Origin of the sequence: Embleya sp. NPDC020630 (assembly GCF_044334985.1) — a bacterium.
In the GTDB taxonomy this organism is placed as follows: domain Bacteria; phylum Actinomycetota; class Actinomycetes; order Streptomycetales; family Streptomycetaceae; genus Embleya.
This window is the reverse complement of the sequence record NZ_JBIRUB010000002.1, coordinates 950,692-975,245: the sequence shown is the minus strand read 5'-3', so window position 1 is coordinate 975,245 and position 24,554 is coordinate 950,692. Positions and strand designations below refer to the sequence as shown.

The window sequence follows — 24,554 nt, the reverse complement described above, 5'->3', positions numbered from 1 at the left end:
ACCGCCCGGCGGACCGCCGCGCATCGAGAGGCTGACATGACGACGTATACGAAGGCCGACCGGGCGCCGCTGACCGAGCGCCAGGAGGCACGCCGCCGCCGCATCCTGCGCGCGACCACACAACTGGCCGCCCGAGGCGGTTACGAATCGGTACAGATGCGCGAGGTCGCGGAGCTGTCCGAGGTGGCGCTCGGCACGCTGTACCGCTACTTCCCGTCCAAGGTGCATCTGCTGGTGGCCACCATGTACGACCAGCTGGATCAGCTGCACAGCCAGCTGCGCCGCCGCCCGCCGAAGAGCGTCGGCGCGCGTGAGCGGGTGGTGGACACCCTGCTCCGGGCGTTCAAGGGGATGCAGCGCGAGCCGCACCTGACCGAGGCGATGATGCGGGCGCTCCAGTTCGCCGACCGCTCGGTCGGCGCCGAGGTGGACACGGTCAGCCGGGAGACCACCTCGATGATCCTGGAGGCGATCAGCGGCGACGAGCCGCCGAGCGAACCGACCACGGAGGAGTTGGCGGTGATCCGGGTGATCACCCACACGTGGCACTCGTCCCTGATCGCCTGGCTCAACGGCCGCGCCTCGATCGCTCAGGTCCGCACCGACATCGAAACCGTCTGCCGGCTGATCCCGGAGGACTGAGGCTCCCCGCCCCTCCCGCGAGGGCACCCGGCCGGGCCCGCTTCGGCCCGGCCGGAGCACTCGCGCCAGGACCTAGTCCGGGGGGAACACGGTCGCGCCGGAGGCCGCGTCCACGATCGAGATGGCCTCGACCGGGCAGCTCTCGGCCGCCTCCAGGATCGCGTCCGAGGCGTCCGTCTCCCCCGTCGTCGGGTGCGACTGCCGACCCGCGTCCAGCTTGAAGTCGTTCGGCGCGCTGCCGATGCACATGCCCGACCCGATGCATACGCTCCGGTCGACCTCGACCCGCCAGCGATCACCCATCAGTACTCCTCTTTCGCTCGACTCCTGCGTCCGCCCGCACGCGACCCGCGGCCGCGACGGTCAGATCTGCGCGTCGTAACCCGCGGGCAGCGCGATGGACTTGGCCTCGGTGTACGCGTCGAGCCCCTCGATCCCGAACTCACGGCCGATGCCCGAGTTCTTGTAGCCGCCGAACGGGCCGAAGAAGTCCAGGCCGAACGTGTTCACCGAGTACGTACCGGTCCGGATCCGCCGGGCCACGTCGATCCCCTTCTCGATGTCCGTCGTCCAGACGCTGCCCGACAGGCCGAAGTCCGAATCGTTCGCGAGGGCGATCGCCTGCTCCTCGTCGTCGTAGGCGATCAGCGCCACGACCGGGCCGAAGATCTCCTCCTGGGCGATCCGCATCGAGTTGTCCACGTCGCCGAACAGGGTGGGTTCGACGTACCAGCCCTTCTCCTGCGCCTCGGGACGACCGCCGCCGGCGAGGATCTTGGCGCCCTCCTCCTGGCCGATGCGGATGTAGTCGAACGAGCGCTGCTGCTGGCGCTTGGCCACCAGCGGGCCGACCTGGGTGTCGGCGGCCATCGGGTCGCCGACCTTGAGTTCGCCGACCCACGCGGCGAAGCGCTCGGCGATCTCGTCGTAGCGGGCGCGCGGGGCCAGGATCCGGGTCTGCGCCACGCACGCCTGGCCGTTGTTCATGTACGAGTTCGGCAGCAGCGTGGTCGCGGTGTGCTCCAGGTCGGCGTCAGGCAGGATGATCGCCGCCGACTTGCCGCCCAGCTCCAGGGTGACCCGGGTGAGGTTGCGCGCGGCGACCTCCATGATCCGCTTGCCCGCGCCGACCGAGCCGGTGAACGCGACCTTGTCGATGCCGGGGTGGCCGACCAGGTACTCGCTGACCTCGCGGTCCGCGGCGACGATGCTCAGCACGCCGTCGGGCAGGCCCGCGTCCCGGCAGATCTCGGCCAGGATGTACGAGTCGAGCGGCGTCTCGGGCGACGGCTTGAGCACGACGGTACAGCCGGACGCGATGGCCGGCGCGAGCTTGGCGGCGGTGACGAACTGCGGGACGTTCCACGGCACCACGGCGGCCACCACGCCGACCGGCTCGCGGCGCACGAGCAGCGGGTTGAGCAGGCCGGTGCGCTTCTCCTCCCACCGGTACTCGCGGGCGATCTTGGCGACGGTGTCGTAGATCATCCCGGCGCCGATGGCCTGCGCGAACAGGCCCCAACCGACCGGCGAGCCGTTCTGCGAGGCGACCACCTCGGCGAGTTCCTGCGACCGCGTCATGAAGCCGTCGCGGATCTTCTCCAGGATGGTGATGCGCTCGTCCAGGGACATCCGCGGCCACGGGCCCTCTTCGAAGGCCTTGCGCGCGGCGGCGACCGCGGCGTCCACGTCGGCGGTCGACGCGTGGGGAACGCGCGCGATGACCTCTTCGGTGTGCGGCGAGACGACCTCGATCGTGTCCGTGCCCAGCGGGTCGACCAGCTGTCCGCCGATGACCAGTTGGCTGTGCTCCACGATATCCGTCATCACGGTCCTCCTCGGTGCGCACACGCTGCGCGCGGTACAGGGGCTTGCGGGTGGGGCTTGCGGACGTTGAGCGGAACTCCGACTAGAACAGATACCAGTTCGCCGATGAGGGAACAACGGATTCACGGCTCGAATGAGACTGGAGTCTCACTGGCTGACAGGTAAGGATCGTACGTGCCGGATCTCGATCTGACGACCCCTCAAATCACCGGCCCGGTGGTGTATGAGAGAACGTGTTCTATGGTGATCATCGGAGCCGGATTCCCATCCGGCGGCCGTTGGGCGCCGCTTCGAGAACCGTCGAGAAGGAGGCCGCCCATGACCACCGCGTCCGATCGCCCCATTCCTCCCGTGCCGAATGCCGATGCCGCCGGGTCGGCGGTGGGAGCTTCGTCGCCCGCCGCCGGCGCCGATGCGCCCACCGTCGCCGATCTGGGCAACGGTGTGTGGACCGTTCCGGTTCCGATCCCGAACAATCCGCTCGGCTGCACGCTCGTCTACGTGCTCGAAACCGACGCCGGGCCGGTCCTGGTCGACGCGGGCTGGGACGACCCGATCTCCTACCGCGCCCTCGTCGACGGCCTGGTCGAGGTCGGGACCTCGATCGAGGACGTACACGGCGTTCTGGTCACCCACGCCCACCCGGATCACCACGGGTTGTCGGAGAAGGTGCGCGAGGTCTCCGGCGCGTGGATCGCGCTGCACGCGGCCGACGCGCAACAGGTCGAGCAGATCAACGCCGCCCCGCGCGCGGCCTGGTTGCGGCACCACCTGGAGGTGCTGACCCTCGCGGGCGCGCCGCAGGAGGCCATCGACGCGCTGACCGCGCTGCGGACCCGGAGCGCGAACGACGGCACGAGGCCGCGCCTGCGCTACGCGGTGCCCGACCGGGAGTTGGTGCACGGCGAACTCGCGCCCGCGCCGGGGCGGGCGGTGCGTACCGTGTGGACGCCAGGACACACTCCCGGCCATGTCTGCCTGCACCTGGAGGACGGCGACGGGCGGCTGCTCTCGGGCGATCACCTGCTGCCGTCGATCACCCCGCACATCGGGCTCTACGACGACGCCGAGGAGGCCGATCCGCTCGGCGACTTCCTCGCCTCGCTGACACGTGTCGCGCGGCTGCCGATCACCGGCGTACTGCCCGCCCACGAGCACGTCTTCACGGACGCGGCGGGCCGGGCGGCCGAGGTGGCCCGCTTGCACGAGGTACGGCTCGCGGCGCTGCACGCGCGGCTGCGCGAGCGCTCGCTGACCCTGTGGCAGATCGCCGAGGGCATGGACTGGAACCGCCCGTGGGCGCGGTTGGGCGCGCAGAACCGGCAGTTGGCGCTCAGTGAGGCCGCCGCGCACCTGCGCCACCTGGTCAAACGGGGCCGCGCCGCGGCCGAGGCGCAGGGCGACCCGGTGCGGTATACGGCCCTGTGACTCCCGGGGCCGAGGGGGCACCCGGGTAGGGTTGGCCGGGACTTGCGGCGGGCCTGTCGAAGGGCCTGTCGGCGAGTCCGGTCCGCGGTCGGTGCCGCGGTCCGAACCGAGGTCCGATCCGATCGGATCCGCTTCGCTCCGATCGGCGTTCACGAAAGGCCATGCATGCCCTCCCCCCGACGCCGCAGGCGCGCCGCGGCGGCCTCCGTGCTCACGACGGCGCTGTTGTGCTCGGCTTGGACGGGGGGCGTGGCCTCGGCCGACACGCCGACGCCGGTGTCCGCGGTCGGGTACACCACGACGGCCAAGGCCCAGGGCGGTCCGGTGCCGCTCGCGCTGTACGGGAAGACCGACCCGACCACGGACGGCGTGTACCGGCAGTCGTTGGCGATCACGGCGTTGGCCTCGACCGACACGCAGCCGGCGCCGAGCGCGGTCGAGTGGCTGCTCGGGCAGCAGTGCGCCGACGGCGGGTTCACCGCGTATCGGGCCGATCCGGCCGTGTCGTGCGATGGCGCGCGGGAGGACACCGTGGCGACGGCGACCGCGATCGAGGCGTTGCGGGCGCTGCGGACGTATGACACCCGGGTGGCGCGAGGGGTGGACTGGCTGCGGTCGAAGCAGCTCGCCGACGGCTCGTTCGCGAGTGTGCCAGGGCCGAACGCGGTCGGTGACGTGACCGCGACGGCCGCCGCGACGAGCGCGATCGTCACGGCCGGCACGTCGCCGGAACTGCTGCGTACGCCGCAGGGGCGCACCCCGACGGACGCGCTCGGGGCGGCCCAGCTGCGGTGCGACGCACCTGCCGCGGACCGGGGGGCGTTCGCCGGTGGGCCGGGTGCGCCGGTCGACCCGCTGCTGACCGCGCGCGCCGTGCTGGCCCTGGGCTACGGCACCCAGCCGGCCGTGGCCGCCCCGTCGATCGCGATCACGCCGCTGACCTGTCCCGGGGCCGAGCCGAACCGGCAGGCCGCCGCGCAGGCCGGCGCCGCGTGGCTGGCCGCCAAGCTCAAGGCCGGCGGCAACCACCTCGGCGGCCCCACCGACTTCGCGGCCACCACGACCGCCGTCCAGGCCCTGGCCGCGACGGGCCACCCCGCAGAGGCGGGCGCGGCGGCCGACTGGCTCGCGGCGGGCGCCAAGACGATGGCCGGCAACGACCCGGTCCGCCTGGCCTCCCTGATCCTGGCGGCCGTCTCCACGGGCCGTACCGTAACCACATTCGGCGGCCTGGACCTACCAAGCCTCCTCCGAGACACCGGCCCGGCCCCGACCCCCACCGCCGACATGGCCAACCAGAGCAACCTGATCAACGGCCCGGAAGACCACACCCTCCGCGACACCCTCGCCGCAGTAATCGCAGTCCTCCTGGCCGCCACACTGATCATCGGCATGCGCCGAACCCGCCGAGAAGACTGACCAAGCCCCACCCCACTCACCAGCACGCCAACACCAACTCCCTCCGGCTGCCCACCCCGACCGGAGCGCCACCCAGCCCACCCAAGCAACCCCACCCGAGCCACCCCAGCCCAGCGGGCCCCGACCGGACACCCCTCCGCCCAGCCAGGACCACCCAGCCCGGCCGGGAGCCCACACCCAACCGCGCCACTCAACCCAGCCGGGCATCCCTCCACCCGACCAGGGCCACTCAACCCAGCTGGAACCCAAGCAATCCGGCCAGAACCACTCAAGCCGGCGGGGACCCAAACGGCCCGACCCGGCCACTCAACCCAGCTGGAACCCCAAGCACCCAACCGGGCTACTCAGCCGAATCGGGCGCCTCTCAGCCCGGCCGGGGGCCACTCAACCCAACAGGGAGCCAAGCCGCCCGGCCAGGGCCACTCAAGCGGCCGGGGCAAGCAACCCGACCAAGCCACTCAGCCCGGCCGGCGTCCGAGGCCAAGTAGCCCGGCCGGCGCTTGAGGCCGCCTCGGCCAAAGGCCGGGCAACCCCGCCCAACCTGCCCATGAGCCCATCACAGCCTGACCAAGCCACTCAGCCCGGCCGGCGCTTGAGGCCAAGTAGCCCGGCCGGCGCTTGAGGCCGCCTCGGCCGAAGGCCAGGCAACCCGGCCCGGCCCGCGCGCTTGAGGCCACCCCGACCAAGGCCAGGCAACCCGGCCGCGCCCGGCCCGCGCGTTCGAGGCCACCTCAGCGACAACACCCGTCAATGCCGAAGGCCCGGCAACACCACCTCCGCCCCCGCGACCCGCGCCTCCTCATCGCTGAAGACCCGAGACCGAATCAGGAACCGCCATCCCGTGGGCGCCTCGACCGAGAACCCGCCACCGCGCCCACGAACCACGTCCACGGTCAGATGGGTGTGCCGCCAATACTCGAACTGCGCCGCCGACATGTAAAACGGCTGCCCGGCGACCCATCCGAGCAACACATCCGCATCGCCGACCAGGAACTCCCCCCGCGGGTAACACATCGGCGACGACCCGTCACAACACCCACCGGACTGGTGAAACAACAACGGCCCATGCTCCGCCGCCAGTTCCCCCACCAGCTCGGCTGCGGCCCCGGTGATCGCGACCCGCTCGACCGCCCCACCCTCCGCGTCCGACATCACCGCACCTCCTCCGCCGCGACCGCCACGACCGCCGCCGCGACTCAGAAGAACCCGAGCTTCTTCGCCGAGTAACTCACCAGCAGATTCTTGGTGTTCTGGTAGTGCCCCAACATCATCCGATGCGTCTCCCGCCCCAGCCCCGAGGCCTTGTACCCACCAAAGGCCGCATGCGCCGGATAGGCGTGATAGCAGTTGGTCCACACCCGCCCTGCCTTGATCTCCCGCCCGAACCGATAGGCCCGCGTCGCATCCCGCGTCCACACCCCCGCGCCCAGCCCGTACAGCGTGTCGTTGGCGATCCGCAACGCCTCGGCGTCGTCCCGGAACGTGGTCACCGACACCACCGGACCGAAGATCTCCTCCTGGAAGATCCGCATGTCGTTGGTGCCCTTGAAGATCGTCGGCTCGACGTAGTACCCGTCCTCGAAACCCTCGACCGTCTTGCGCGCACCACCGATCAAAACCTCGGCACCCTCCTGCCGACCGATGTCCAGATACGACAGGATCTTCTCCAACTGATCGTTGGAAGCCTGCGCACCGACCATCGTCGCCGGATCGAGCGGATTGCCCTGCACGATCGCCCGGGTGCGCGTCAACGCCCGTTCCATGAACCGGTCGTAGAGCGACTCGTGGATCAGCGCCCGGGACGGACACGTACAGACCTCGCCCTGGTTCAGCGCGAACATCACGAAGCCCTCGACGGCCTTGTCGAAGAAGTCGTCGTCCTCGTCCGCCACGTCGGCGAAGAAGATGTTCGGGCTCTTCCCGCCGAGTTCGACCGTCACGGGGATGATGTTCTGCGAGGCGTACTGCAGGATCAGTCGCCCGGTGGTGGTCTCGCCGGTAAACGCGACCTTGGCCACCCGGCTGCTGCTCGCCAGCGGCTTGCCCGCCTCGAAGCCGAAGCCGTTGATCACGTTGACCACGCCGGGCGGCAGCAGGTCGGCGATCAGCTCGATCAGGACCAGGATGCTCACGGGCGTCTGCTCGGCCGGCTTGAGCACGACACAGTTCCCGGCCGCCAGCGCGGGGGCGAGCTTCCACGTGGCCATCAAGATGGGAAAGTTCCACGGGATGATCTGCGCGACCACGCCGAGCGGTTCGTGGAAGTGGTACGCGACGGTGTCCTCGTCGAGCTGCGAGATGGACCCCTCCTGGGCCCGGATCACACCCGCGAAGTAGCGGAAGTGGTCGACGGCCAGCGGGAGATCCGCGGCCAGCGTCTCGCGGACCGGCTTGCCGTTCTCCCACGTCTCGGTGACCGCGAGGCGTTCGAGGTTCTGCTCGATGCGGTCGGCGATCTTGAGCAGGAGCAGCGAGCGTTCGGTGACGCTGGTCCGGCCCCAGGCATCGGCCGCGGCGTGTGCGGCGTCCAAGGCGAGTTCGACGTCCTCGGCGGTGGAGCGGGCCACCTCGCAGAACGGCTGACCGGTCACGGGGGTGATGTCGTCCATGTACCGACCCTGCACGGGCGGCACCCATTTGCCGCCGATGTAGTTGTCGTATCGCGGTTCGAACGTGACGATACTGTCCGGTTGGCCGGGCTGACTGTAGACCACGCGAGCCTCCGCTTCCCTTGCCGTGCAGTGGGCATGACGGACCGGCGACCCCACCGGCCTCGGAAAGCGGGCCGGGCCGCCTGCGGCCGACGGTAGTCGCTCGGCCGCCGATGGTCACCGGGTCCGGGAAGAAAAGCCGCGTTGTCATCGACGCCGACCAGCGGCATGCACGGGACTTCCCGGGAATCCCCCGGCAACTCCCGCCACCGGACAGCGAGTTGGCCACAATCACCGGATACTTCATCTGGATGTCACCTGTGACATGTGCCATTGTACTCGCGTCGTGTTCTCGATGTGGGCCGCCGATCGTGGCCCACCTGCGCCCGAAGGGCCGTACATGAGCACTCACGCACGCCGTAGAACGTGGTTTGCCACAAGCGTTCCCCTCTTGGCGCTGGTCGTCGGTGTGTTGCCGATCGCAATCACGCCGACGGCCTCGGCCGGCCCCTCCCCGAACACGAACTCCCGGGTCGGGCACGTGAACACGCAGCCGGCGGCCGACCCGGGCGACGAGGTCGACCGGGTCGGTTCGCCGCTCCCCCTCGGCCCCGACCGGGGTCCGGGTCCGCTCGACGGCGGCAACGGCGCGCCCACCGGCCGGGGTCCCGCGGCGACCGACGTCCCGCTCGGGCCGCGACTTCGGACCGATGCCGCGCCGGTGCCCGGCTGTACGCTCGCCGAGTTCGCCGCGTTGTCCCCGCAGGCGCTGGCCGACTTCCTGACCCGCGCCGACGTCGGGCCCGACTGTCTGCGCGGCTTCCTGTGGACCTACACCCCGGAGCTGGGCCGGGTGTTGACACCGGCTCACCTCCAGGCGGTGCTGGCCCGGATCACCGCGCTCGCCCCGGCCTACGACGGCGGCAACGCCTCGCACCTGTACGAACTCTGGTACTTCACGCACGCCGCGCTCTACCTCGACTGGGACAACCCCGCGATCGACCTGCGCGGCCCCGCGACGGTGGCCGCGATCAGCTCGGCGGCCGACGCGTTCCGCGCCGCGACGCACGCGTTCGACGTCACGCCCACCTCGGGCGCGCTGCTGCGCGAGATCCTGATCAGCGTCGACGTCGACGGCGTCCGCGAACACCAACTGCCGCTGGCCGCCCGGGTCCTACGCGACATGGACGGCGGCACCGACGCGTGGCAGAGCCCCACCCGCAGGGAAGCGGCACTGGCCGCCCAGAACTTCGCGTACCACGGCATCGCCAACGGCGACGCGGGCTACCAGTCCGCCGTCGCGGCCGACCCGGCCTACCGCGCCGGGCTGAAGGCGTTCGTCGGCTACCGCCACCTGAACGTGCCGACCAGTGCCGGGCTGCTGCGCAACGCCGTGTTCGAGTACGGCCGGCTCGGCCGCATCCCGAGCCTGACCGCAGAGACCGTGACGGGCCTGGGCACCCTGCTCGCCGACACCGAGGGCTGGTACGGCCGCTTCTCGGTGCCGTGGAGCGAGGTCGCGCACTGGCTGGAGACGTACGGCGGTTGCCATGCGGCGGGGGTGTGTCGGGCCGACGTCGAGGCGCAGGTCTTCCCGAACACGTACACCTACGACCTGGGCGACATCGAGGTGCACACCTCACTCGACCGGGCCACGGTCGAGCAGCTGTACTACGCGTCCAAGCAGGTCAAGGAGCAGTTCTTCCGCACCCTCGGCACCGACCGGCCGCTGGCCGGCGACCCGAACCACAAACTGACCGTGCGGCTCTACGCGAGCATGGCCGACTACCACACCTACCAGCCGTTCCTGTACGGCTACGCCACCAACAACGGCGGCCTGTACATCGAGGACGGCGCCACCTTCTACACCTACCAGCGGGTCGTGCCGCGTGACTCCAAGCTCCAGTTGGAGGAGCTGTTCCGGCACGAATACACGCACTACCTCAACGGCCGCTACGCGGTGCCCGGTTCGTTCGGCCACGGCCCGTGGTACGCGGACAACCGAACCACCGCGTTCGACGAGGGCATGGCCGAGTACATGGCGGGTTCGACCCGTGACCAGGGCGTGAAGCTGCGCAAGTCACTGGTCACGAAGATCATCTCCGACGTGCAGCAGTACGGCAGCCGCCCGTCGGTCCGCGAAACCCTGCACTTCAAATACGACGACGCCGGCTACTTCTTCCGCTACTACGCCTACGCCGGCTCGTTCTTCTCCATGCTCGGCCGCGACCACCCGGACGAACTCGCCCAGATGTACAGCCACTTGCGCACCAACGACGTCGCGGGCTTCGACGCCTTCCTCGACCGCATGAGCGCCCCGACCTATCAGGCCGAGTTCGACACCTACCTGGACCAACAGATCGCCGGCGTCGACGCGTTGACCATCCCGGTGGCGAAGTACACCCCCACGGCCCAACTCGCCGCAACAAGCCCGGAATACATCCGCCAGGTCTTCCACCAGTCCACATCCAACAACCCGACCTCATGCACGGCGTACTACGACCAGTACCCCCGCTTCACCTGCAAGGGCGCAATCACCGCCAACATCCCCTCCACCGCCCCCGGCGAGATGCACACCGCCATGGCCACCACGATCGACTACTTCATCCTGACCCGGGCCGGCGCCGCCCTGAACAACCTGGCCGACATGAACTGCCACTTCACCGAACCAACCCCCTGGCCCAACGCCCAGGCAGCCACCTCCACCTACACCTGCGAAGGCCCCCTCCGCCCCTGACCGCCCCTCCAAACGACGGCCCCCGAGCGCTGCCCACCCCGCGCCGGGGGCCGTCACAGTTCCCGGACGTGACCCGCGTGCCGGCTGTGGCGCAGCGATGGTCACCACGGTGACGAGGAGTTCGCCCTGTGAAGTCACCTGGTAGACGACGAAGATCCCGCTGCCGATAGTCGCTTCGCGGTGATCTTGTGTGACCGGCAAACCCTGAGCGCGGGAGGCACCCGGTCGGTCGGGCCGGGGTCGGGCAGACTGGGGTCATGTCTGTGGTGAAGATCAATGCGTTGACTGTGCCCGCCGAGATGCGGGAGACCCTGGAGCAGCGGTTTGCGTCGCGTGCCGGGATGGTGGACTCGCAGGACGGGTTCGAGTGGTTCGAGTTGTTGCGGCCGGTCGAGGGGACCGACAAGTACCTCGTGTACACGCGCTGGCGCAGCGAGGAGGACTTTCAGGCGTGGATGGCCGGGACCATGCGGGCCGCGCATGGTGGCGGTGCCGACGGTGCCGAGCGCCCCAAGCCGGCCTCGACCGATTCGGCTCTGTGGTCCTTCGAGGTGATCCAGAGCACCGGGCCGAAGGGCTGACCCGTCCGGGGTTGGTTATAGGTCGACCGCCCGTACGCCCACGTGGTCGTCGAGCGCCTGGCGGCCTGCGGGGGTCACGGCGAGCGCGCGGGTCGTGCCGATTCGGGTGACTTGGCCGACGGTGAGTGCGTGGGCGCACAGCGCGGCGCCCACGGCTCCGCCCGGGTGCGCCTGGGAGAGGTGCCCTGCGATCCCCCCGGCGCCGGTCGTGTCTTCACGACCGAGGCACTCATCGCACGGAACGACGACGAGATCCGATCGGGAAACGCAGGAATCGCGGGAATCGCGGGAAACTCGGGGAGCAAGGCGAACATCGCCCGACCCGGCACTAACCTTGCCCCATGCCACGCTACGACTACCGCTGCCGCGCCTGCGACGTGACCTTCGAGGTCAACCGCCCGATGGCCGCCTCCAACGACCCGGCCACGTGCCCGGCCGGCCACGCCGACACCACGAAGCTGCTCTCCACGGTCGCGGTTACCGGCGCCGCCTCCGCCCCCCGCCCCACCGGAGGCGGCGCAGGAGGCGGCTGCTGCGGCGGCGGCTGCTGCGCCTGACCCGATCCGTTCGACGCTCGCAGCCCACCACCGACGGGTCCCGGTGCTCAGCGGTCGGCGCTCCCGGGTTGGGTGACCCACTGCGCGGCCCGCCCCGCGAGGTCGGCGATGATGCCGAAGCGGCCGTCCTGGTGGAGAACAGGAATCGATGTCGTTTCGGCCCGGCCGAGCCGGATCGGGGCTACGCGGCCAGAGGCTTCGGGGTTTCCTTGTCGCATTCCCAGTGGGCCAGGGCCGAGCGGTCGAGGAGGGTGATGCCGGCGTCGGCGGCCAGGGCTTCGGCCTTGGCGGAGAAGCAGCCGGCCGTGGTGGCCAGCAGGAGCGGGCCGGGGCGTTCCGCGGCGTCGAGGGCGGAGACGAAGTCCTGGACCACGCCGCCCGCCACCGGGCCCGGGCCGTCCGCGCTGCGACACCGCAGCACCGCCGGTGTCCCGTCGCCGCGCCTGGCGTGGACGTCCACCGCGTACGCGTCCTCGACCACCCGCACCGTCTCCACCTCGGCCAGGCCGTCGCGCTCGCACAGTTCGGCCACGTGCTCCGCGAGCCGGGCCGGGTCCATCCGGTCCAGGCGCGCCTGCGCGTCGCGCAGCGCGCGGTCGTCGCGATACTCGATCGACTCGTCGGCCCTGGGCCGGTATCCCGCCAGCCAGATCACCGAGGCCAGCCCCGCCGCCGCGCAGATGTACACCACCATCATGCTGTCGGACTGGTTCACCCGAACACCTTCGAGGACGAACCAGACACCGATGGCGAGGAGTTCGAGCCCGGCGACCAGGATGGCCAGATTGAGGTAGGCCCTCACCGTCGTACGTGCCATGTCCGTCGTCCCCCCGGTGACGCATCGGCCGGTCGTACCCGTGTCGTTCACGTTGTCCCGAACTCGTTTCGAGCCGAACTGCCCTGATCCGAGCGGCTCGACCGAACTTCGGCCGCACCGTCGCTGTCCTGTCGCCATCCCGACGATCGGGAACCGTCACCCGGTTCCCGACTCCCGCCACAACCGGACGAGACCCGGACCACACCCGGACCGCACCCGAACCATCCGACCGGACCGCGACCGCACGACAACGGGACACCCTACGGAGGTGCCCTCACGCGCCGTCCGGCAGGTTGGTCCAACCTCGACCGTCGGCCTTGCCGTACCACCCACTGGCCGCCGTGGTCCCGCCGTCCACCGGGATCAGATGACCCGTCACATACGACGATGCGGCACTGGCCAGGAAGAGCACAACCTTCGCGTAGTCATCGGGTTCGCCGAATCGCGCCAACGGGACCCACGAACCGATCAACGCCGGGTCGCGATCGCGCAATTTGGCCTCGTATGTCGTCTGCGGCGTGTTCGCCATGTCCGGGGCGATCGCGTTGACCCGAACCCCCTTGCGTGCCACGTCGACCGCGAGCGACTTGGTGAACGCGATGATCGCGGCGTTGTACGCGGAGTAGACCGGGCACCCCGGGATGCCGCGCAGCGCCTCGACCGTCGACACGTTCACGATGCTCCCCCGGCCCCGCTCGACCATCGACGGCAACACCGCGTGCGTGACCCGCAGCACGTGTTCGAAGTTGATCGCGTGCAGCGCCCGCCACTCCTCCTCCGTACTGCGCAGGAAGGTGGTCGAGGGCCGGTAGTCGCCCACGTTGTTCACCAGGACGTCCGCGCCGCCCGCCGCGAGCGCCGCGTCGCGCAGCCGCTCCACCGTCGCCGACTCCCGGATGTCGCCGAGGACCACCTCCACCCGCCCGCCGGCCGCCTCGATGTCCGTACGCGCCTGCTCGGCCCAGTCCGCGTCGATGTCGTTGAGCACCACGAGCGCGCCCGCGCGGGCCAGCAGCCGGGAGACCCCGCCGCCGATGCCCGCACCGCCTCCGGTGACGATCGCGACCTGGCCGGCGAGGGGTTCGGGGTCGAGCATGGGTGGTGCCTCCTCGGCGGATATGACGATGCGTCAGATCTGCGCATGCTCCCCCAGGTCGGCCACGAGGTCAACGCCGAACCCGACCCGGACGATCTTCGCCACACCCCCGGCTTCGGCCCCGCCGATCGAGCCCGGGGATCGAGACCAGGCAGGATGGGGGCAACGAACACCACCGGTGCGCCCGACCCCGTCGGCACGCACCACGACGAAGGGATCACATGGACATCAAGGTCGAGGACGTCCCCGCGCAGCACCGCTTCGAGGCCCGGGTCGACGGCGCCCTGGCGGGCTTCGCCGAGTACATGACCACCGACACCCTGATCGTGTTCACCCACACCGAGGTGGACCCGAGCTTCGAGGGCAAGGGCGTGGGCGGCACCCTCGTCCGCGGCGCGCTCGACCTGGTCCGCGCCGGCGAGCACAAGGTGCTGCCGCTGTGCCCGTTCGTCAAGGCGTGGATCGGCAAGCACCCGGACTACTTCGACCTCGTCTACGACGCCCCGCCGAGCAAGGTCACCGACTGACGCCACGCCCCGACGGCCCGGTCCCGGTCCCGTACCCACCCGAACCGCCCACCCCGTCGCGCGACCCCCTCCCTCGGTTGGGCGTACGCAGGGCCTCGCCGTAGGCTCGACTCCCGTGAACAGCCTGCGCATGATCGACACCTGGCCCGTCGGGAAGGCCGCGGCGGCCGTGGTCACCCGCGATGGAGTGGTCAAGAGCGAGCACGGTCCGGTGGACGAGCCGTTCCGGCTCGCCTCGGTGACCAAGTTGCTCACCGCGTACGCCGCGCTCGCCGCGATCGAGGAGGGGGCGATCGAGCCGGACGACCCGGCCGGGCCGCCCGGATCCACGATCCGCCACCTCCAAGCGCACACGTCGGGCCTGGCCTTCGACGAGGACCGGGTGCTCGCCGGCCCCGGCCGCAAGCGCATCTACTCGAACACCGGCTTCAACCTGCTCGGCGCCACCATCGAGAAGGCGTGCGACATCCCGTTCGGGGAGTACGTGCGGCAGGCGGTCTTCGCGCCCCTGGGCATGACCGAGACCACGATCGGCGACTCCCCGGCCGCCGGCGGCGTGTCCACCGTGCGCGACCTGACCCGGTTCGCGGCCGAACTGCTCGCCCCGCGCCTGCTCGCGCCGGAGACCGTACGCGCGGCCACCACCGTGGCCTTCCCCGGCCTGGACGGCGTACTGCCGGGCTACGGCACCCGGCGGCCCAACGACTGGGGCCTGGGCTTCGAGATCCGCGGCACCAAGTCGCCGCACTGGACCGGAACCACCAACTCGCCCGCCACATATGGCCACTTCGGCGCGTGCGGCACCTTCCTGTGGGTGGACCCGGAGCTGGACGCGGCCTGCGTCTGCCTGACCGACCGCGAGTTCGGCCCCTGGGCCGCCGAGGTCTGGCCGATCCTGAACGACGCGGTGGTCGCCGAGCTGCGCTGAGCCAAAGCGCACCCCTTCACCCGGCTCGTCCTGCGCCGCACCGGCCGGCGCGGCGCATACCGTCGACCCGTGGTGTTCTCCGTACTCGCGGCGCTCGCCGCCGCCCTCTGCTACGGCGTCGGAACCGTTCTGCAGGCCCTGGGCGCGCGGCGGACCGCCGGCGCGTCCGGACTCGATCCCCGGGTGCTGACCCGGGCCCTGCGCCAGTGGCCGTTCGTGCTCGGCACCGGACTCGATCTGGCCGGGTACGCCTGCCAGTTCGTGGCGCTGCGCGAGTTGCCGATCTTCGCCGTCGAGGCCGCCCAGTCGGCCAACCTCGCGGTCACCGCGGTGCTGGCCGTACCGGTCCTGGGCGCCCGGCTGCGCGGCCCGGAGTGGGGCGCGGTCGCCGCCGTCTGCGCGGGCCTGGCGCTGCTCGGCGTCTCCGCGGGGCACGAGGGCCCGGCCCACACCCGCGCCGCCTTCCACTGGTCGCTGCTCGTCTGCGTCGCGCTGCTCGGCCTGGCCGGATGGGCCGCCGCCCGGCTCGCCGAACCGTGGCGCTCGCGCCTGCTCGGCCTGCTCTCCGGACTCGGCTTCGGCCTGATCGCGCTGGCCACCAGGGTGCTGACCGACCTGTCCTTCCCGGACCTGCTCGGCTCCCCGACCGTCTACGCGCTGGTGATCGGCGCCGCGCTGACCTTTCTGCTGTACACGATCGCGTTGCAGGGCGGCGCGGTCACCTCGGTCGCCGCCGCGCTCGTGGTCGGCGAGACCGTACTCCCGGCGGGCGTGGGCATCGTCTTCCTCGGCGACCACAGCCGCCCGGGCCCCTACGGCCCGCTCGCGCTGACCGGTTTCGTGTTCGCCGTCGCGGGCGCGATCGCCCTCTCCCGCTTCGCCGAGGGGGAACCCGACCGGCCCGGGTAAACGCGGTCGGCCCCCGTCGCCGTCGCGACGGGAGCCGACTCCCCGAGAGCACATGATCCGAACGTCACCCACCGGGACGCCCCGACCGGTCCGCTCACTCCTCCGGTTCGATGATCTGGTAGTCCAGCTCACCGATCGAGTGCGCCAGTTCGGCGGGGGTGTACACCGCGCCGTCGTAGACGAACGCGGGCTCGATCGCGGTCTCGGTAAGCCCCTCGGCGCTGGTGTCTTGCACGACGATGGCCCAGCCGATGACGGGGCACAGGACGGGCTCTTCACCGGACCTGGTCACCTCGACGTCCCACCCGGGTTCGGCCGGGGCGAGATTGACGACGCTGCGGCGGGTGTAGCGCATGGCGGGACTCCTCGGCTGCACGTGAACCGGCGGTCTGCGCCGGTTCGAACAAGCCTATGGTGCCGGTGTGACTGCTGGGGTCACGGGGCGTATGCAGTGCGAAGACCCGGAGTCGTACGGCCCGCCGCTCTCGGTCGTGCACCCCGCCGGCCCGGGCGTGTGCGCCCGGTCGACCGGGGTAGGTACCGCCCGAACACGCCCGGTGGATGCCGTGCGCCCGCGAGTGGTCGGGTCCCCGGGGCGAGCCCAGGAATGCCCGCGACCCCGCGCCTGTTGACAGGCACGTACACGCAGCACGGGGCACGAACGTTTGGGAGGACGCATGGCCACGGTCGCACTGACCAAGGAGAACTTCGAAGAGGTCGTATCCGGCGACGGCCTGACCGTCCTGGATTTCTGGGCGGCCTGGTGCGGGCCCTGCCGGTCGTTCGCGCCGACCTTCGAGAAGGTCTCGGAGGCCACACCCGACGTCGTCTTCGCGAAGGTGGACACCGAGGCGGAGACCGATCTCGCGCAGGCGTTCTCGATCCAGTCGATCCCGACCGTGATGCTCGTCCGCGACGGCGTCGTGGTCTTCTCGCAGCCGGGCGCGCTGCCCGAGGCCGCTCTGGTCGATCTGATCAAGCAGGCGCAGGGGTTGGACATGGACGAGGTCAAGCGCAAGATCGCCGCGGGCTGACCGACCGCGAGATCGGGCCATTCATCCCGATCCATGCCGTTTGCACCTTCGACGCGGCAGAGGTCTACTTGAAGGAACGAGAGGGGCCCGCACGGATAGACGCGGAGAAGCGGTCGAAGTAGGGCCGCGCACCGCGCAATCAGGATCCGCGAGAAGTGGATGGGCCCCTCTCGGTTCGGTAACTCCGGTTACCTGGAGCAGGCGACACGGAAGCCCGTCGGATCACACCGACGGGCTTTCGCGCGTTCACGCCCCAGGCGCCGCCGGCCCACCCTCCGCCGCCGTCGGCCACTCGGGCCCCACCGCCGGCCGCGCCCGCAGGTGCGCCCGCAGCGTCGCGATCTCCTCCCGCAGCCGCGCGGAGCGGACCGGCTCGCTCGGATCCGCGCGCGGGATCCGCCCCGCCACCAGTGCCAGTTGGGCCTCCTCGATCTCGCCGATCAGCACCCGGACCGGCCGGGGCCGAGGTCCGCCCCGCACCTGCCGACGGCTGTACCGCCGCGGCAACAACTCAGCCTCCACGGGCCGGATCGCGCCGGTCGCGGCCTCCTCGGCGGCCACCTCGCGAAATCTGGCCAGATAGTGCCGCCGCGCCGACCGGTACACCAGTATCGCGACCACGAAGTCGACCCCGACCCGGGCGAGCACCCCCCGCCACCCGTGCTGCAGCGGCGCGTTGAAGAACCAGTGCATCCCCATCGCCAGCACCCAGCAGCCGAGCGCGACCGACACCCGCCGAGCGAGCGGCCGGCCGTCGCGCGCGACCAGGTAGCCGATTCCGGTGCCCGCGACCGCGCTCATCGCCCAGTGCGAACCCCACCCGGTGATCCCCACCCGCACCGCGAAGGACGTGTTCACCGAGGCGCCCGGGTCGGTCGCGCCGTCGAGCAGGATGGTGTTCAGCGCGTACAGGAGGTTCTCCACCACCTGGAAGCCCAGGCCGACCAGCGCCCCGTACACCCAGCCGTCGATCGGCGCGCGGATCACCCCGGCCCCGATCAGCGCGAGTATCAGCAGACCGCAGAGCTTGAGCGTCTCCTCGTTGAACGGCGCGGTCACCGCGGCCCCCCACGTGTCCGCGAAGTCGACGCCCCGGGTCTTCGCCCAGATGTCGCCCAATCCGGTGTTGGCCAGGATGGCGCACCCGGCCGCGGCGGTCATCCCCCACACGACGCACACGATCGAGCCGGCGTGCGGCGGCTCGACGACCGGCCGGATCCGGCGCGGCAGCAGGTAGCCGACGCCGAGGGTGAGCAGGAGCAGAAAGCCCGCGAGGGCCGCCGCGGCCGGGAAGACCCGTACCGTGTCCCGGCATTCGTGCACGATGACGCCGAGTCCGAACAGGCACCCCAGGAGTGCCACCCCCACGGCGACCGGAGCCGAGGGCTCGCCGGCCGACCGGACCACGCCACCCCTCACGCGGCCTCCTCGGTGAACGTCAACGAGCGCAGTACGTCCGCCACCTGTGCCCACTGCGGATCGGCGGTCGCCGGCGGCGCGAGCGCGATCAGCCGGATGGCGAAGGCGTCCTCGGGACCGGGATAGATCACCGCCTGCCCGGTGTCGCCGTCACGGGCCACGGCGCCGACCATGCCCCGGGCCCCGGCGTGGGCGACCAGCGGTCCCGGCACGCCGAGCCGGGCGTGCCGGTCACCGACCCGGAGCGTGTCGCGCAGCCCCGTCCACAGCGCGTCGGCGTTCTCGGTCCGGGGCAGCGAGATGTACACGACCGACAGGTCCACGTCGCCGTGCCGCAGCACGAACCGCCGCGAGGGGGCGGTGGCCGCCCGGTCGAGGATCCAGCCGGAGCCGACCCGGAACCACGCGCGGTGGTCGTCGTCCGGTCCGACCCGGAACACCGTGCCCGCCCGGACCCGCTGGTCGCCCGAGATCCACGAGTCGATCAGCGGCCACCCGCCGGTGAGCAGCACCAACACGGCGGCGACCGCGATCGGACCCCACCAGCGAGCCCGCCGCGGCCCGGGAAGGATGCGGGCGTCGGTCATGTCTCCAACGTCCGCCGAACGGCACGATTCCGCCCGACGAACATCGGCCGTCGGGCGGAATCGATCCCTCGAAAGGGTTGGCCGAAGCTTCGGGTCAGAGACCGAACTCGACGGGGGGCAGGTCCAGTGCGAAGCACGCGTCGCGCACGACCGCCTGCTCGGTCTTGTCGAAGTGGCCGTCGGCGCCGCCGATCACGATGCCGATCTGGATCACCGCGCGTGCCTCGGTCGGCTTCTTCTTCACCTTGGCGATGTCCTGGAGCACGGACACCTTGCCCAGCTCGAAGTCGGCGGTGAGCTTGGCCAGATACGCCTCGAAGCGCTGTTCCAGGTCGCTCGCGGCGAAGTTGCGCAGCACGTCGTTGCTCGCGATCAGCGCACTCACCCGCTGCCGCTCGGCCGGGTCGATGGAGCCGTCGGCCGCGGCGACCAGGGCACAGATCGCCATGCTCGCGTCCCGGAATCCGCCGCTCTTCAGCTCGTTCTTCTTCGCTTCCAGCTGCCCCTGCATCGTCTGGGCGGACTGCTTGAACTTGTCCCACAGAGCCATGGGGATCCCCCTGCCTCGCGTACATACGCGTAGATTTCGAGCCTTCAATCTACAGACTCGTAGAAGATACCCGTTGCCCGGGCATCCGCAGAATCCATTCTGCTGGCGCATGCCGCCAAACGGGGCGGCGCCACACCGGTCGACGGCCCGGCCCGCTCACACCCCGCGCAGCGTCGCGATGAACTTGCGGTTGTGCAGGTCGGTCTGGTCGAACTCGATGGTGCCGTCGGCAACGATCGACAGGAGCATGTCGTTGCGGACGCAGAAGCCGGAGGTGTCCTTCCGCAGGCACGCCTCGATCACCAGGTGCATCGAGTACGGCACCCGGGACAGGTTCGGCTCGTGCCCGATCACCCGGTACATGTGCGCCTGGTCGTTGCCCTCGCCGAACGGTCCGACCCCCGTCGCCGCGTGCACCAGCACCGAGCCGAGCGAGAACACGTTCCCCGCGGGCCCGACGTCGAGACCGTTGGCCTGCTCCGGCGACATGAACGCGGGCGAGCCGACGGATACGCCCGTCGTGGTGAGCGCGGTGGCATCCGCCGCCCGGGCGATGCCGAAGTCGATCACGCGGGGGCCGTCGAGGGTGAGCAGTACGTTGGACGGCTTGAGGTCGCGGTGCACGAGCCCGGCCTCGTGCACGCTCACCAGCGCCGCGGCCAACCCCGCGCCCAGTGCCCGCACCGCCTCCTCGGGCAGCGGCCCGGCCGGCCGAACCGCCTCGTGCAGCGACGGCCCGGCGATGAACCGGGTGACCAGCCACGGCCGCGCCGCCTCGGCATCCGCGTCCAGCACCGTCGCGGTCCACGGCCCGGCCACCCGGCGGCCCGCCTCGACCTCGCGCCGGAACCGCACCCGAAACTCCGGATCGTCGGCCAACTCCGGCCGCACCACCTTCACCGCGACCAGGCTCCCCCGCCCGGTCCGCCCGTCGAGCCGGTCCCCGGGGCGATGCGGATGCGGGTCAGCCCGCGAGCGCGCTCTTGGCCTTCCACTGGTCGTAGCTCATCTGCCAGTTGCCGAAGCCGTTGCCGGGCTCGGTGGTCTCGGTGTTGGTCGAGCCCTTGACCACGACCGGGTCGCCGACCTCGACCCGGTTGAAGAACCACTCGGCGTCCGGGACGGTCATCCCGACGCAGCCGTGGCTGGTGTTGGCGACGCCGATGTTGGCGGTGTTCCACGCGGCCGAGTGGAAGAAGGTGCCGGAGGAGGTGAAGTGCACCACCCACGGCACGTCCGGGAGGTTGTAGCTGTCACCCAGGCCGACCGTGGTGGAGTCGAGCGTCTCCTTGGCGTTCTTGTTCAGGATCACGTGCGTGCCGCCACGCGTGGGGAACTCGCTGGAGCCGGCCGACACCTTGATCGTCTTGACCGCGACGCCGTCCTCCATGATGGTCAGCCGCTTCTTCGGGACGTCCACCTCGACGACCCGGTTGGTACCGACCGTGAAGGTGCTCTCGTAGTCGCGCGCGAAGTAGGTGCCGGGGCCGCTGGCCACACCGCCCAGGTTCGCGTTCAGGGTGACCTTCGTACCGCTGGGCCAGAACTCGCGCGGACGCCAGTCGACCCGGTCCTTGCCGGAGATGTCCTTCGTCCAGCCCCACGACCCCTCGACGTTCGGCGTCGTGGTGACCTTGAGGTTGCGCTCGACCTCGGCCTTGTCCTTGACCGCGTAGTCGAACATCACCGACACCGGCTGCCCGACGCCGAAGGTGCCGCCGTTGGCCGGCCGCAGCGTGACCTTGTTGACCGTGTCGGCCTTGAGTGTGCCGAACTTCGTGGTGGCCGAGTTCTCCGCGCCCTTCTTGCCCTTCGTGGTCGCGGTCACCGTGTAGGCCGCGCCCGGCACGGTGCGCGTGCTGGAGGTCCAGGTACGGCCGTCGGCCCCGATCGTGCCCTCGATCGCCCGGTTCTGCGCGTCCACGACCCGCACCGAGGTCAGCGTCCCGGAGTCGGCCGTCACGATGACCGGCTTGCCCGGCAGGACTCCCTGGGTGCCGTCGGCCGGATCCACCGTCACCCGCGCCGGTGTGTCCTTCGCCTCATTGTCCGCGTCACCCGGCTTCGCCTGTGCCGCGTCCGACTTCGCCGCCTTGTCGGCCCCTCCCGAGCCGCATCCCGTGAGCACCACCGCGGCCGCGACGAGCGGCAGCGCGAGAACACGAATTCCCTTGCGGGAGCCGGATATCAGGGGCTTACGCACGTGCGACCTCACGAGGGGTGGACGACCGGGGATCGTTCAACACTAACAATGCGGATCAATTCCCCGTTCCCCCACGCGGTGTGACGGTTTCGACATGATCCGGACGCAACCGCTCGGCACGCCACGGCACGAAGCCGCGCCCGGGACAAATCCCGGACGCGGCTTCGGAGTTGATACACCGGTCGCGCGGCGGTCGAACGCCGCGCGACGCGGACTACGCGACGGCGGTTCGCCGGCGCTGGGCCGGAGCGCCCGTGGAGCCGCCGGAGCGGCCCGAGGTCGCACCGGACGCGGCGGCCGACGGACGGCGTCCGGTACCGCTGCCGCCGCCCTGACCGGGCCGACGACCACGACCACGACCGCCGCCGGCGCCACCGCGGCGCGGCGACTCGGAGGCCGGCGAGGAGATCACGACCGGGACGCCGGAAGGCACCTGCGCACCGGTGACGCGGGTCAGTTCCTCGTCGCCCGAGCGCACCTGGATGGTCTCGGCCTCGATGCCGGCGATCATCATCAGCCGGGCCATCTCGCGGCGCTGGTTCGGCGTGACCAGCGTCACGACGCTGCCCGACTCGCCGGCGCGCGCGGTACGGCCGCCGCGGTGCAGGTAGTCCTTGTGGTCGGTCGGCGGGTCGATGTTGACCACGAGGTCCAGGCCGTCCACGTGGATCCCGCGCGCCGCGACGTTGGTCGCGATCAGCGCGGTGACGTGCCCGCTCTTGAACTGCTCCAGGGTGCGGGTGCGCTGCGGCTGCGACTTGCCGCCGTGCAGCGCCGCGGCGCGCACGCCGCTCTGCAACATCTGCCGGGTGAGCCGGTCGACCGCGTGCTTGGTGTCCATGAACATGATCACCCGGCCCTCGCGGGCGGCGATGTGCGTCGCGGCGGTGTGCTTGTCGGCCTCGCTCACGTGCAGCACGTGGTGCTCCATCGTGGTGACCGCGCCCTGCGACGGGTCGACCGAGTGCACGACCGGGTCGGAGAGGAAACGCTTGACGAGCCGGTCGACGTTGCGGTCGAGGGTGGCCGAGAACAACATCCGCTGCCCGTCCGGCTGCACCTGGTCGAGCAGCGCGGTGACCTGCGGCATGAAGCCCATGTCGGCCATCTGGTCGGCCTCGTCGAGCACCGTGATGCCGACCGCGTCCAGCCGCGCGTCGCCGCGGTCGATCAGGTCCTTGAGCCGGCCCGGGGTGGCCACCACGACCTCGGCGCCGTTGCGGAGCGAACTGGCCTGGCGACCCAGCGACATGCCGCCGACGACCGTGGTCATCCGCAGCTGCACCGAGGTGGCGTACGGCATCAGCGCGTCGGTGACCTGCTGGGCCAGCTCGCGGGTGGGCACCAGGACCAGCGCGAGCGGCTGCTTGCTCTCCGCGCGGCGACCGGCGATCCGGGCCAGCATCGCGAGACCGAACGCGAGCGTCTTGCCCGAGCCGGTCCGGCCGCGGCCGAGCACGTCCCGGCCGACCAGCGCGTTGGGCAGAGTGGCCGCCTGGATCGGGAACGGCTCGGTGACGCCGTTGCGGGTGAGCGCGGCGAGCAGCTGCTTGGGCATGTCCAGCTCGGCGAACGCGGCGACCGCGGGCAGCGACGGGGTGGTGCTGACCGGCAGCGCGAACTCGGCGACGGGCGCCGCGGTCATCGGCTTGCGCCGGTTGCCCGACGGGGCGCCGCCGCGGCCGCGACCGCCACCGCCGCCGTAGCCGCCCCGGCCGGAGCCGGAGCCGCCGCCGCTGCGGCCGTAACGATCGTTGGAGCTGGAACGGGGGGTGCGATTCATGGAGAACCTTCCTCGATGCGGCGCGTATCGAGGACGTCTCCGCGCGGCGGGAAGCCGCACAAGGAGTCGCAAGAACGAGCCGGAGTACCTGAACTGAAGAACCGACGCGATGACTCGGGTCACGCGCGTCGAGATGTTGCGCAACGGTCGGGCGCCTGCCGAAGAGCGGCGGCCGATGTGCCGGACCGTGCGAGGCCGCGCGACGAGGTCGCGTCGGGCAGGGTCCTGAACGGCGGATGTCGGGCATCCGCCTGGGTGGTGCGCCGTGGCTCCCCCGGTTTCGGGAGTCGCCGACCGGGACGGCCGGCGGCCACGGGAAGGGCCCGCACCTTGCGGCGCGGGCCCTCGCTGCGTGACCGGGGCCACGCCCATGAGCGCAATCAGACGATGTTGATGTTCTCCGCCTGCGGGCCCTTCTGGCCCTGCGTGACGTCGAAGGAGACCTTCTGGCCTTCCTGCAGCTCACGGAAACCCTGAGCGTTGATGTTCGAGTAGTGGGCGAAGACGTCGGGGCCGCCACCGTCCTGCTCGATGAAGCCGAAGCCCTTTTCGCCGTTGAACCACTTCACGGTGCCAGTAGCCACGTATCTTCCCCTTCGGGGCAGTACCGGGATCCCGCACCCTGCGAGACCCGAATCGTTGCTGATTACCCCGCCCGGAGTTGGACACCGGAAAAACAAAAGTGCACCTGTTGGCTACAACCAGCAGGCGCACAGAAAATTCCATGGGAACCACAGCAGCAATTAACGTTAGCACGCCGGACCGCCGAGCCGGCGGGATCGTCTCGATCTTGTCCGAACCGCCCGGCCGGCTCCCGCCCGCCGCCACGCGCGCCGGTCCGCCGATCGGCGCCGGGTGC

At 70.9% G+C, this 24,554-nt stretch carries 25 protein-coding genes; 10 read left to right on the top strand and 15 right to left on the bottom strand.

Translation table 11 applies throughout. From position 1 onward, the window contains the following. Positions 1–36: 36 nt before the first annotated feature. Positions 37–642, top strand: a complete 606-nt coding sequence (locus ACH4XV_RS10435) for a TetR family transcriptional regulator (protein WP_379995801.1) — start codon at positions 37–39, stop codon at positions 640–642. A 72-nt stretch (positions 643–714) separates the two neighbouring features. On the opposite strand, the gene ACH4XV_RS10430 is transcribed toward ACH4XV_RS10435, so the two are convergent. Then, positions 715–945, bottom strand: coding sequence for a ferredoxin (locus ACH4XV_RS10430; RefSeq protein ID WP_395788295.1), 231 nt, complete (start codon positions 943–945; stop codon positions 715–717). Positions 946–1,005: 60 nt separating this feature from the next. Next, positions 1,006–2,469, bottom strand: coding sequence for an aldehyde dehydrogenase (locus tag ACH4XV_RS10425; RefSeq protein ID WP_379995797.1), 1,464 nt, complete (start codon positions 2,467–2,469; stop codon positions 1,006–1,008). 318 nt (positions 2,470–2,787) lie between these two features. Between ACH4XV_RS10425 and ACH4XV_RS10420 the strand changes: the two genes are divergently transcribed. After that, the gene (locus tag ACH4XV_RS10420) at positions 2,788–3,897 is read left to right on the top strand and encodes an MBL fold metallo-hydrolase (RefSeq protein WP_395788293.1); all 1,110 of its coding nucleotides are present in this window, start codon (positions 2,788–2,790) and stop codon (positions 3,895–3,897) included. 165 nt (positions 3,898–4,062) lie between these two features. After that, the gene (locus ACH4XV_RS10415) at positions 4,063–5,316 is read left to right on the top strand and encodes a prenyltransferase/squalene oxidase repeat-containing protein (RefSeq protein WP_395788291.1); all 1,254 of its coding nucleotides are present in this window, start codon (positions 4,063–4,065) and stop codon (positions 5,314–5,316) included. 747 nt (positions 5,317–6,063) lie between these two features. Here ACH4XV_RS10415 and ACH4XV_RS10410 read toward each other — a convergent pair. Together ACH4XV_RS10410 and ACH4XV_RS10405 are read right to left on the bottom strand one after the other, a co-directional pair. Then, on the bottom strand, positions 6,064–6,468 hold the full coding sequence (locus tag ACH4XV_RS10410; protein ID WP_395788289.1) for a DUF779 domain-containing protein: 405 nt from the start codon (positions 6,466–6,468) through the stop codon (positions 6,064–6,066). Positions 6,469–6,512: 44 nt separating this feature from the next. After that, positions 6,513–8,030 (bottom strand): aldehyde dehydrogenase family protein, encoded by a 1,518-nt coding sequence (locus ACH4XV_RS10405; protein ID WP_395788287.1) that lies wholly within the window; start codon positions 8,028–8,030, stop codon positions 6,513–6,515. 478 nt (positions 8,031–8,508) lie between these two features. Here ACH4XV_RS10405 and ACH4XV_RS10400 point away from each other — a divergent pair, with 478 nt between their 5' ends. Both ACH4XV_RS10400 and ACH4XV_RS10395 read left to right on the top strand, forming a co-directional pair. Beyond that, complete coding sequence (locus ACH4XV_RS10400) at positions 8,509–10,704, top strand: collagenase (RefSeq protein ID WP_395788285.1); 2,196 nt, start codon at positions 8,509–8,511, stop codon at positions 10,702–10,704. A 257-nt stretch (positions 10,705–10,961) separates the two neighbouring features. Continuing rightward, positions 10,962–11,285: an antibiotic biosynthesis monooxygenase family protein gene (locus ACH4XV_RS10395; RefSeq protein WP_395788283.1), complete on the top strand. Its 324-nt coding sequence runs from the start codon at positions 10,962–10,964 to the stop codon at positions 11,283–11,285. A gap of 15 nt (positions 11,286–11,300) precedes the next feature. Here ACH4XV_RS10395 and ACH4XV_RS10390 read toward each other — a convergent pair whose 3' ends face one another. Next, on the bottom strand, positions 11,301–11,438 hold the full coding sequence (locus tag ACH4XV_RS10390; RefSeq protein WP_395788281.1) for a hypothetical protein: 138 nt from the start codon (positions 11,436–11,438) through the stop codon (positions 11,301–11,303). A 188-nt stretch (positions 11,439–11,626) separates the two neighbouring features. On the opposite strand from ACH4XV_RS10390, the gene ACH4XV_RS10385 reads away from it, so the two are divergent. Beyond that, positions 11,627–11,842, top strand: a complete 216-nt coding sequence (locus tag ACH4XV_RS10385) for a zinc ribbon domain-containing protein (RefSeq protein WP_395788279.1) — start codon at positions 11,627–11,629, stop codon at positions 11,840–11,842. A gap of 181 nt (positions 11,843–12,023) precedes the next feature. Here ACH4XV_RS10385 and ACH4XV_RS10380 read toward each other — a convergent pair whose 3' ends face one another. Both ACH4XV_RS10380 and ACH4XV_RS10375 read right to left on the bottom strand, forming a co-directional pair. After that, positions 12,024–12,659, bottom strand: a complete 636-nt coding sequence (locus ACH4XV_RS10380; protein ID WP_395788277.1) for a restriction endonuclease — start codon at positions 12,657–12,659, stop codon at positions 12,024–12,026. Positions 12,660–12,933: 274 nt separating this feature from the next. Further along, entirely contained in the window at positions 12,934–13,755 is an 822-nt protein-coding gene (locus ACH4XV_RS10375) for an SDR family NAD(P)-dependent oxidoreductase (protein WP_395788275.1), read from the bottom strand. 221 nt (positions 13,756–13,976) lie between these two features. Here ACH4XV_RS10375 and ACH4XV_RS10370 point away from each other — a divergent pair, with 221 nt between their 5' ends. The 3 genes from ACH4XV_RS10370 to ACH4XV_RS10360 all read left to right on the top strand — a co-directional run bounded on the left by ACH4XV_RS10370 (position 13,977) and on the right by ACH4XV_RS10360 (position 16,119). Next, on the top strand, positions 13,977–14,282 hold the full coding sequence (locus tag ACH4XV_RS10370; RefSeq protein ID WP_380041563.1) for a GNAT family N-acetyltransferase: 306 nt from the start codon (positions 13,977–13,979) through the stop codon (positions 14,280–14,282). A 115-nt stretch (positions 14,283–14,397) separates the two neighbouring features. Beyond that, entirely contained in the window at positions 14,398–15,210 is an 813-nt protein-coding gene (locus tag ACH4XV_RS10365) for a serine hydrolase domain-containing protein (RefSeq protein ID WP_395788273.1), read from the top strand. A 69-nt stretch (positions 15,211–15,279) separates the two neighbouring features. Next, on the top strand, positions 15,280–16,119 hold the full coding sequence (locus ACH4XV_RS10360; protein ID WP_395788271.1) for a DMT family transporter: 840 nt from the start codon (positions 15,280–15,282) through the stop codon (positions 16,117–16,119). Positions 16,120–16,213: 94 nt separating this feature from the next. Here ACH4XV_RS10360 and ACH4XV_RS10355 read toward each other — a convergent pair whose 3' ends face one another. After that, positions 16,214–16,474, bottom strand: coding sequence for a hypothetical protein (locus tag ACH4XV_RS10355; RefSeq protein ID WP_078975104.1), 261 nt, complete (start codon positions 16,472–16,474; stop codon positions 16,214–16,216). A gap of 310 nt (positions 16,475–16,784) precedes the next feature. Between ACH4XV_RS10355 and trxA the strand changes: the two genes are divergently transcribed. Beyond that, complete coding sequence (trxA, locus tag ACH4XV_RS10350) at positions 16,785–17,153, top strand: thioredoxin (RefSeq protein WP_268812471.1); 369 nt, start codon at positions 16,785–16,787, stop codon at positions 17,151–17,153. Between the two features lie 246 nt (positions 17,154–17,399). Here trxA and ACH4XV_RS10345 read toward each other — a convergent pair whose 3' ends face one another. The 7 genes from ACH4XV_RS10345 to ACH4XV_RS10315 form a co-directional block, all read right to left on the bottom strand. Then, positions 17,400–18,572, bottom strand: a complete 1,173-nt coding sequence (locus ACH4XV_RS10345; protein WP_395788268.1) for a PrsW family intramembrane metalloprotease — start codon at positions 18,570–18,572, stop codon at positions 17,400–17,402. After that, complete coding sequence (locus ACH4XV_RS10340; RefSeq protein WP_395788266.1) at positions 18,569–19,159, bottom strand: hypothetical protein; 591 nt, start codon at positions 19,157–19,159, stop codon at positions 18,569–18,571. Before ACH4XV_RS10340 ends, ACH4XV_RS10345 begins: the two co-directional genes overlap by 4 nt. A gap of 94 nt (positions 19,160–19,253) precedes the next feature. Then, positions 19,254–19,709, bottom strand: a complete 456-nt coding sequence (locus tag ACH4XV_RS10335) for a tellurite resistance TerB family protein (protein ID WP_395788264.1) — start codon at positions 19,707–19,709, stop codon at positions 19,254–19,256. A gap of 156 nt (positions 19,710–19,865) precedes the next feature. Then, positions 19,866–20,618 carry a serine/threonine-protein kinase gene (locus ACH4XV_RS10330; protein ID WP_395788678.1) on the bottom strand — a complete coding sequence of 251 codons (753 nt, stop codon included), beginning with the start codon at positions 20,616–20,618 and terminating at the stop codon, positions 19,866–19,868. A 55-nt stretch (positions 20,619–20,673) separates the two neighbouring features. Continuing rightward, the gene (locus tag ACH4XV_RS10325) at positions 20,674–21,912 is read right to left on the bottom strand and encodes an Ig-like domain-containing protein (protein WP_395788263.1); all 1,239 of its coding nucleotides are present in this window, start codon (positions 21,910–21,912) and stop codon (positions 20,674–20,676) included. A gap of 214 nt (positions 21,913–22,126) precedes the next feature. After that, positions 22,127–23,695: a DEAD/DEAH box helicase gene (locus ACH4XV_RS10320; protein WP_395788261.1), complete on the bottom strand. Its 1,569-nt coding sequence runs from the start codon at positions 23,693–23,695 to the stop codon at positions 22,127–22,129. A 380-nt stretch (positions 23,696–24,075) separates the two neighbouring features. Then, positions 24,076–24,279, bottom strand: a complete 204-nt coding sequence (locus tag ACH4XV_RS10315; protein WP_020554660.1) for a cold-shock protein — start codon at positions 24,277–24,279, stop codon at positions 24,076–24,078. Positions 24,280–24,554: the final 275 nt, after the last annotated feature.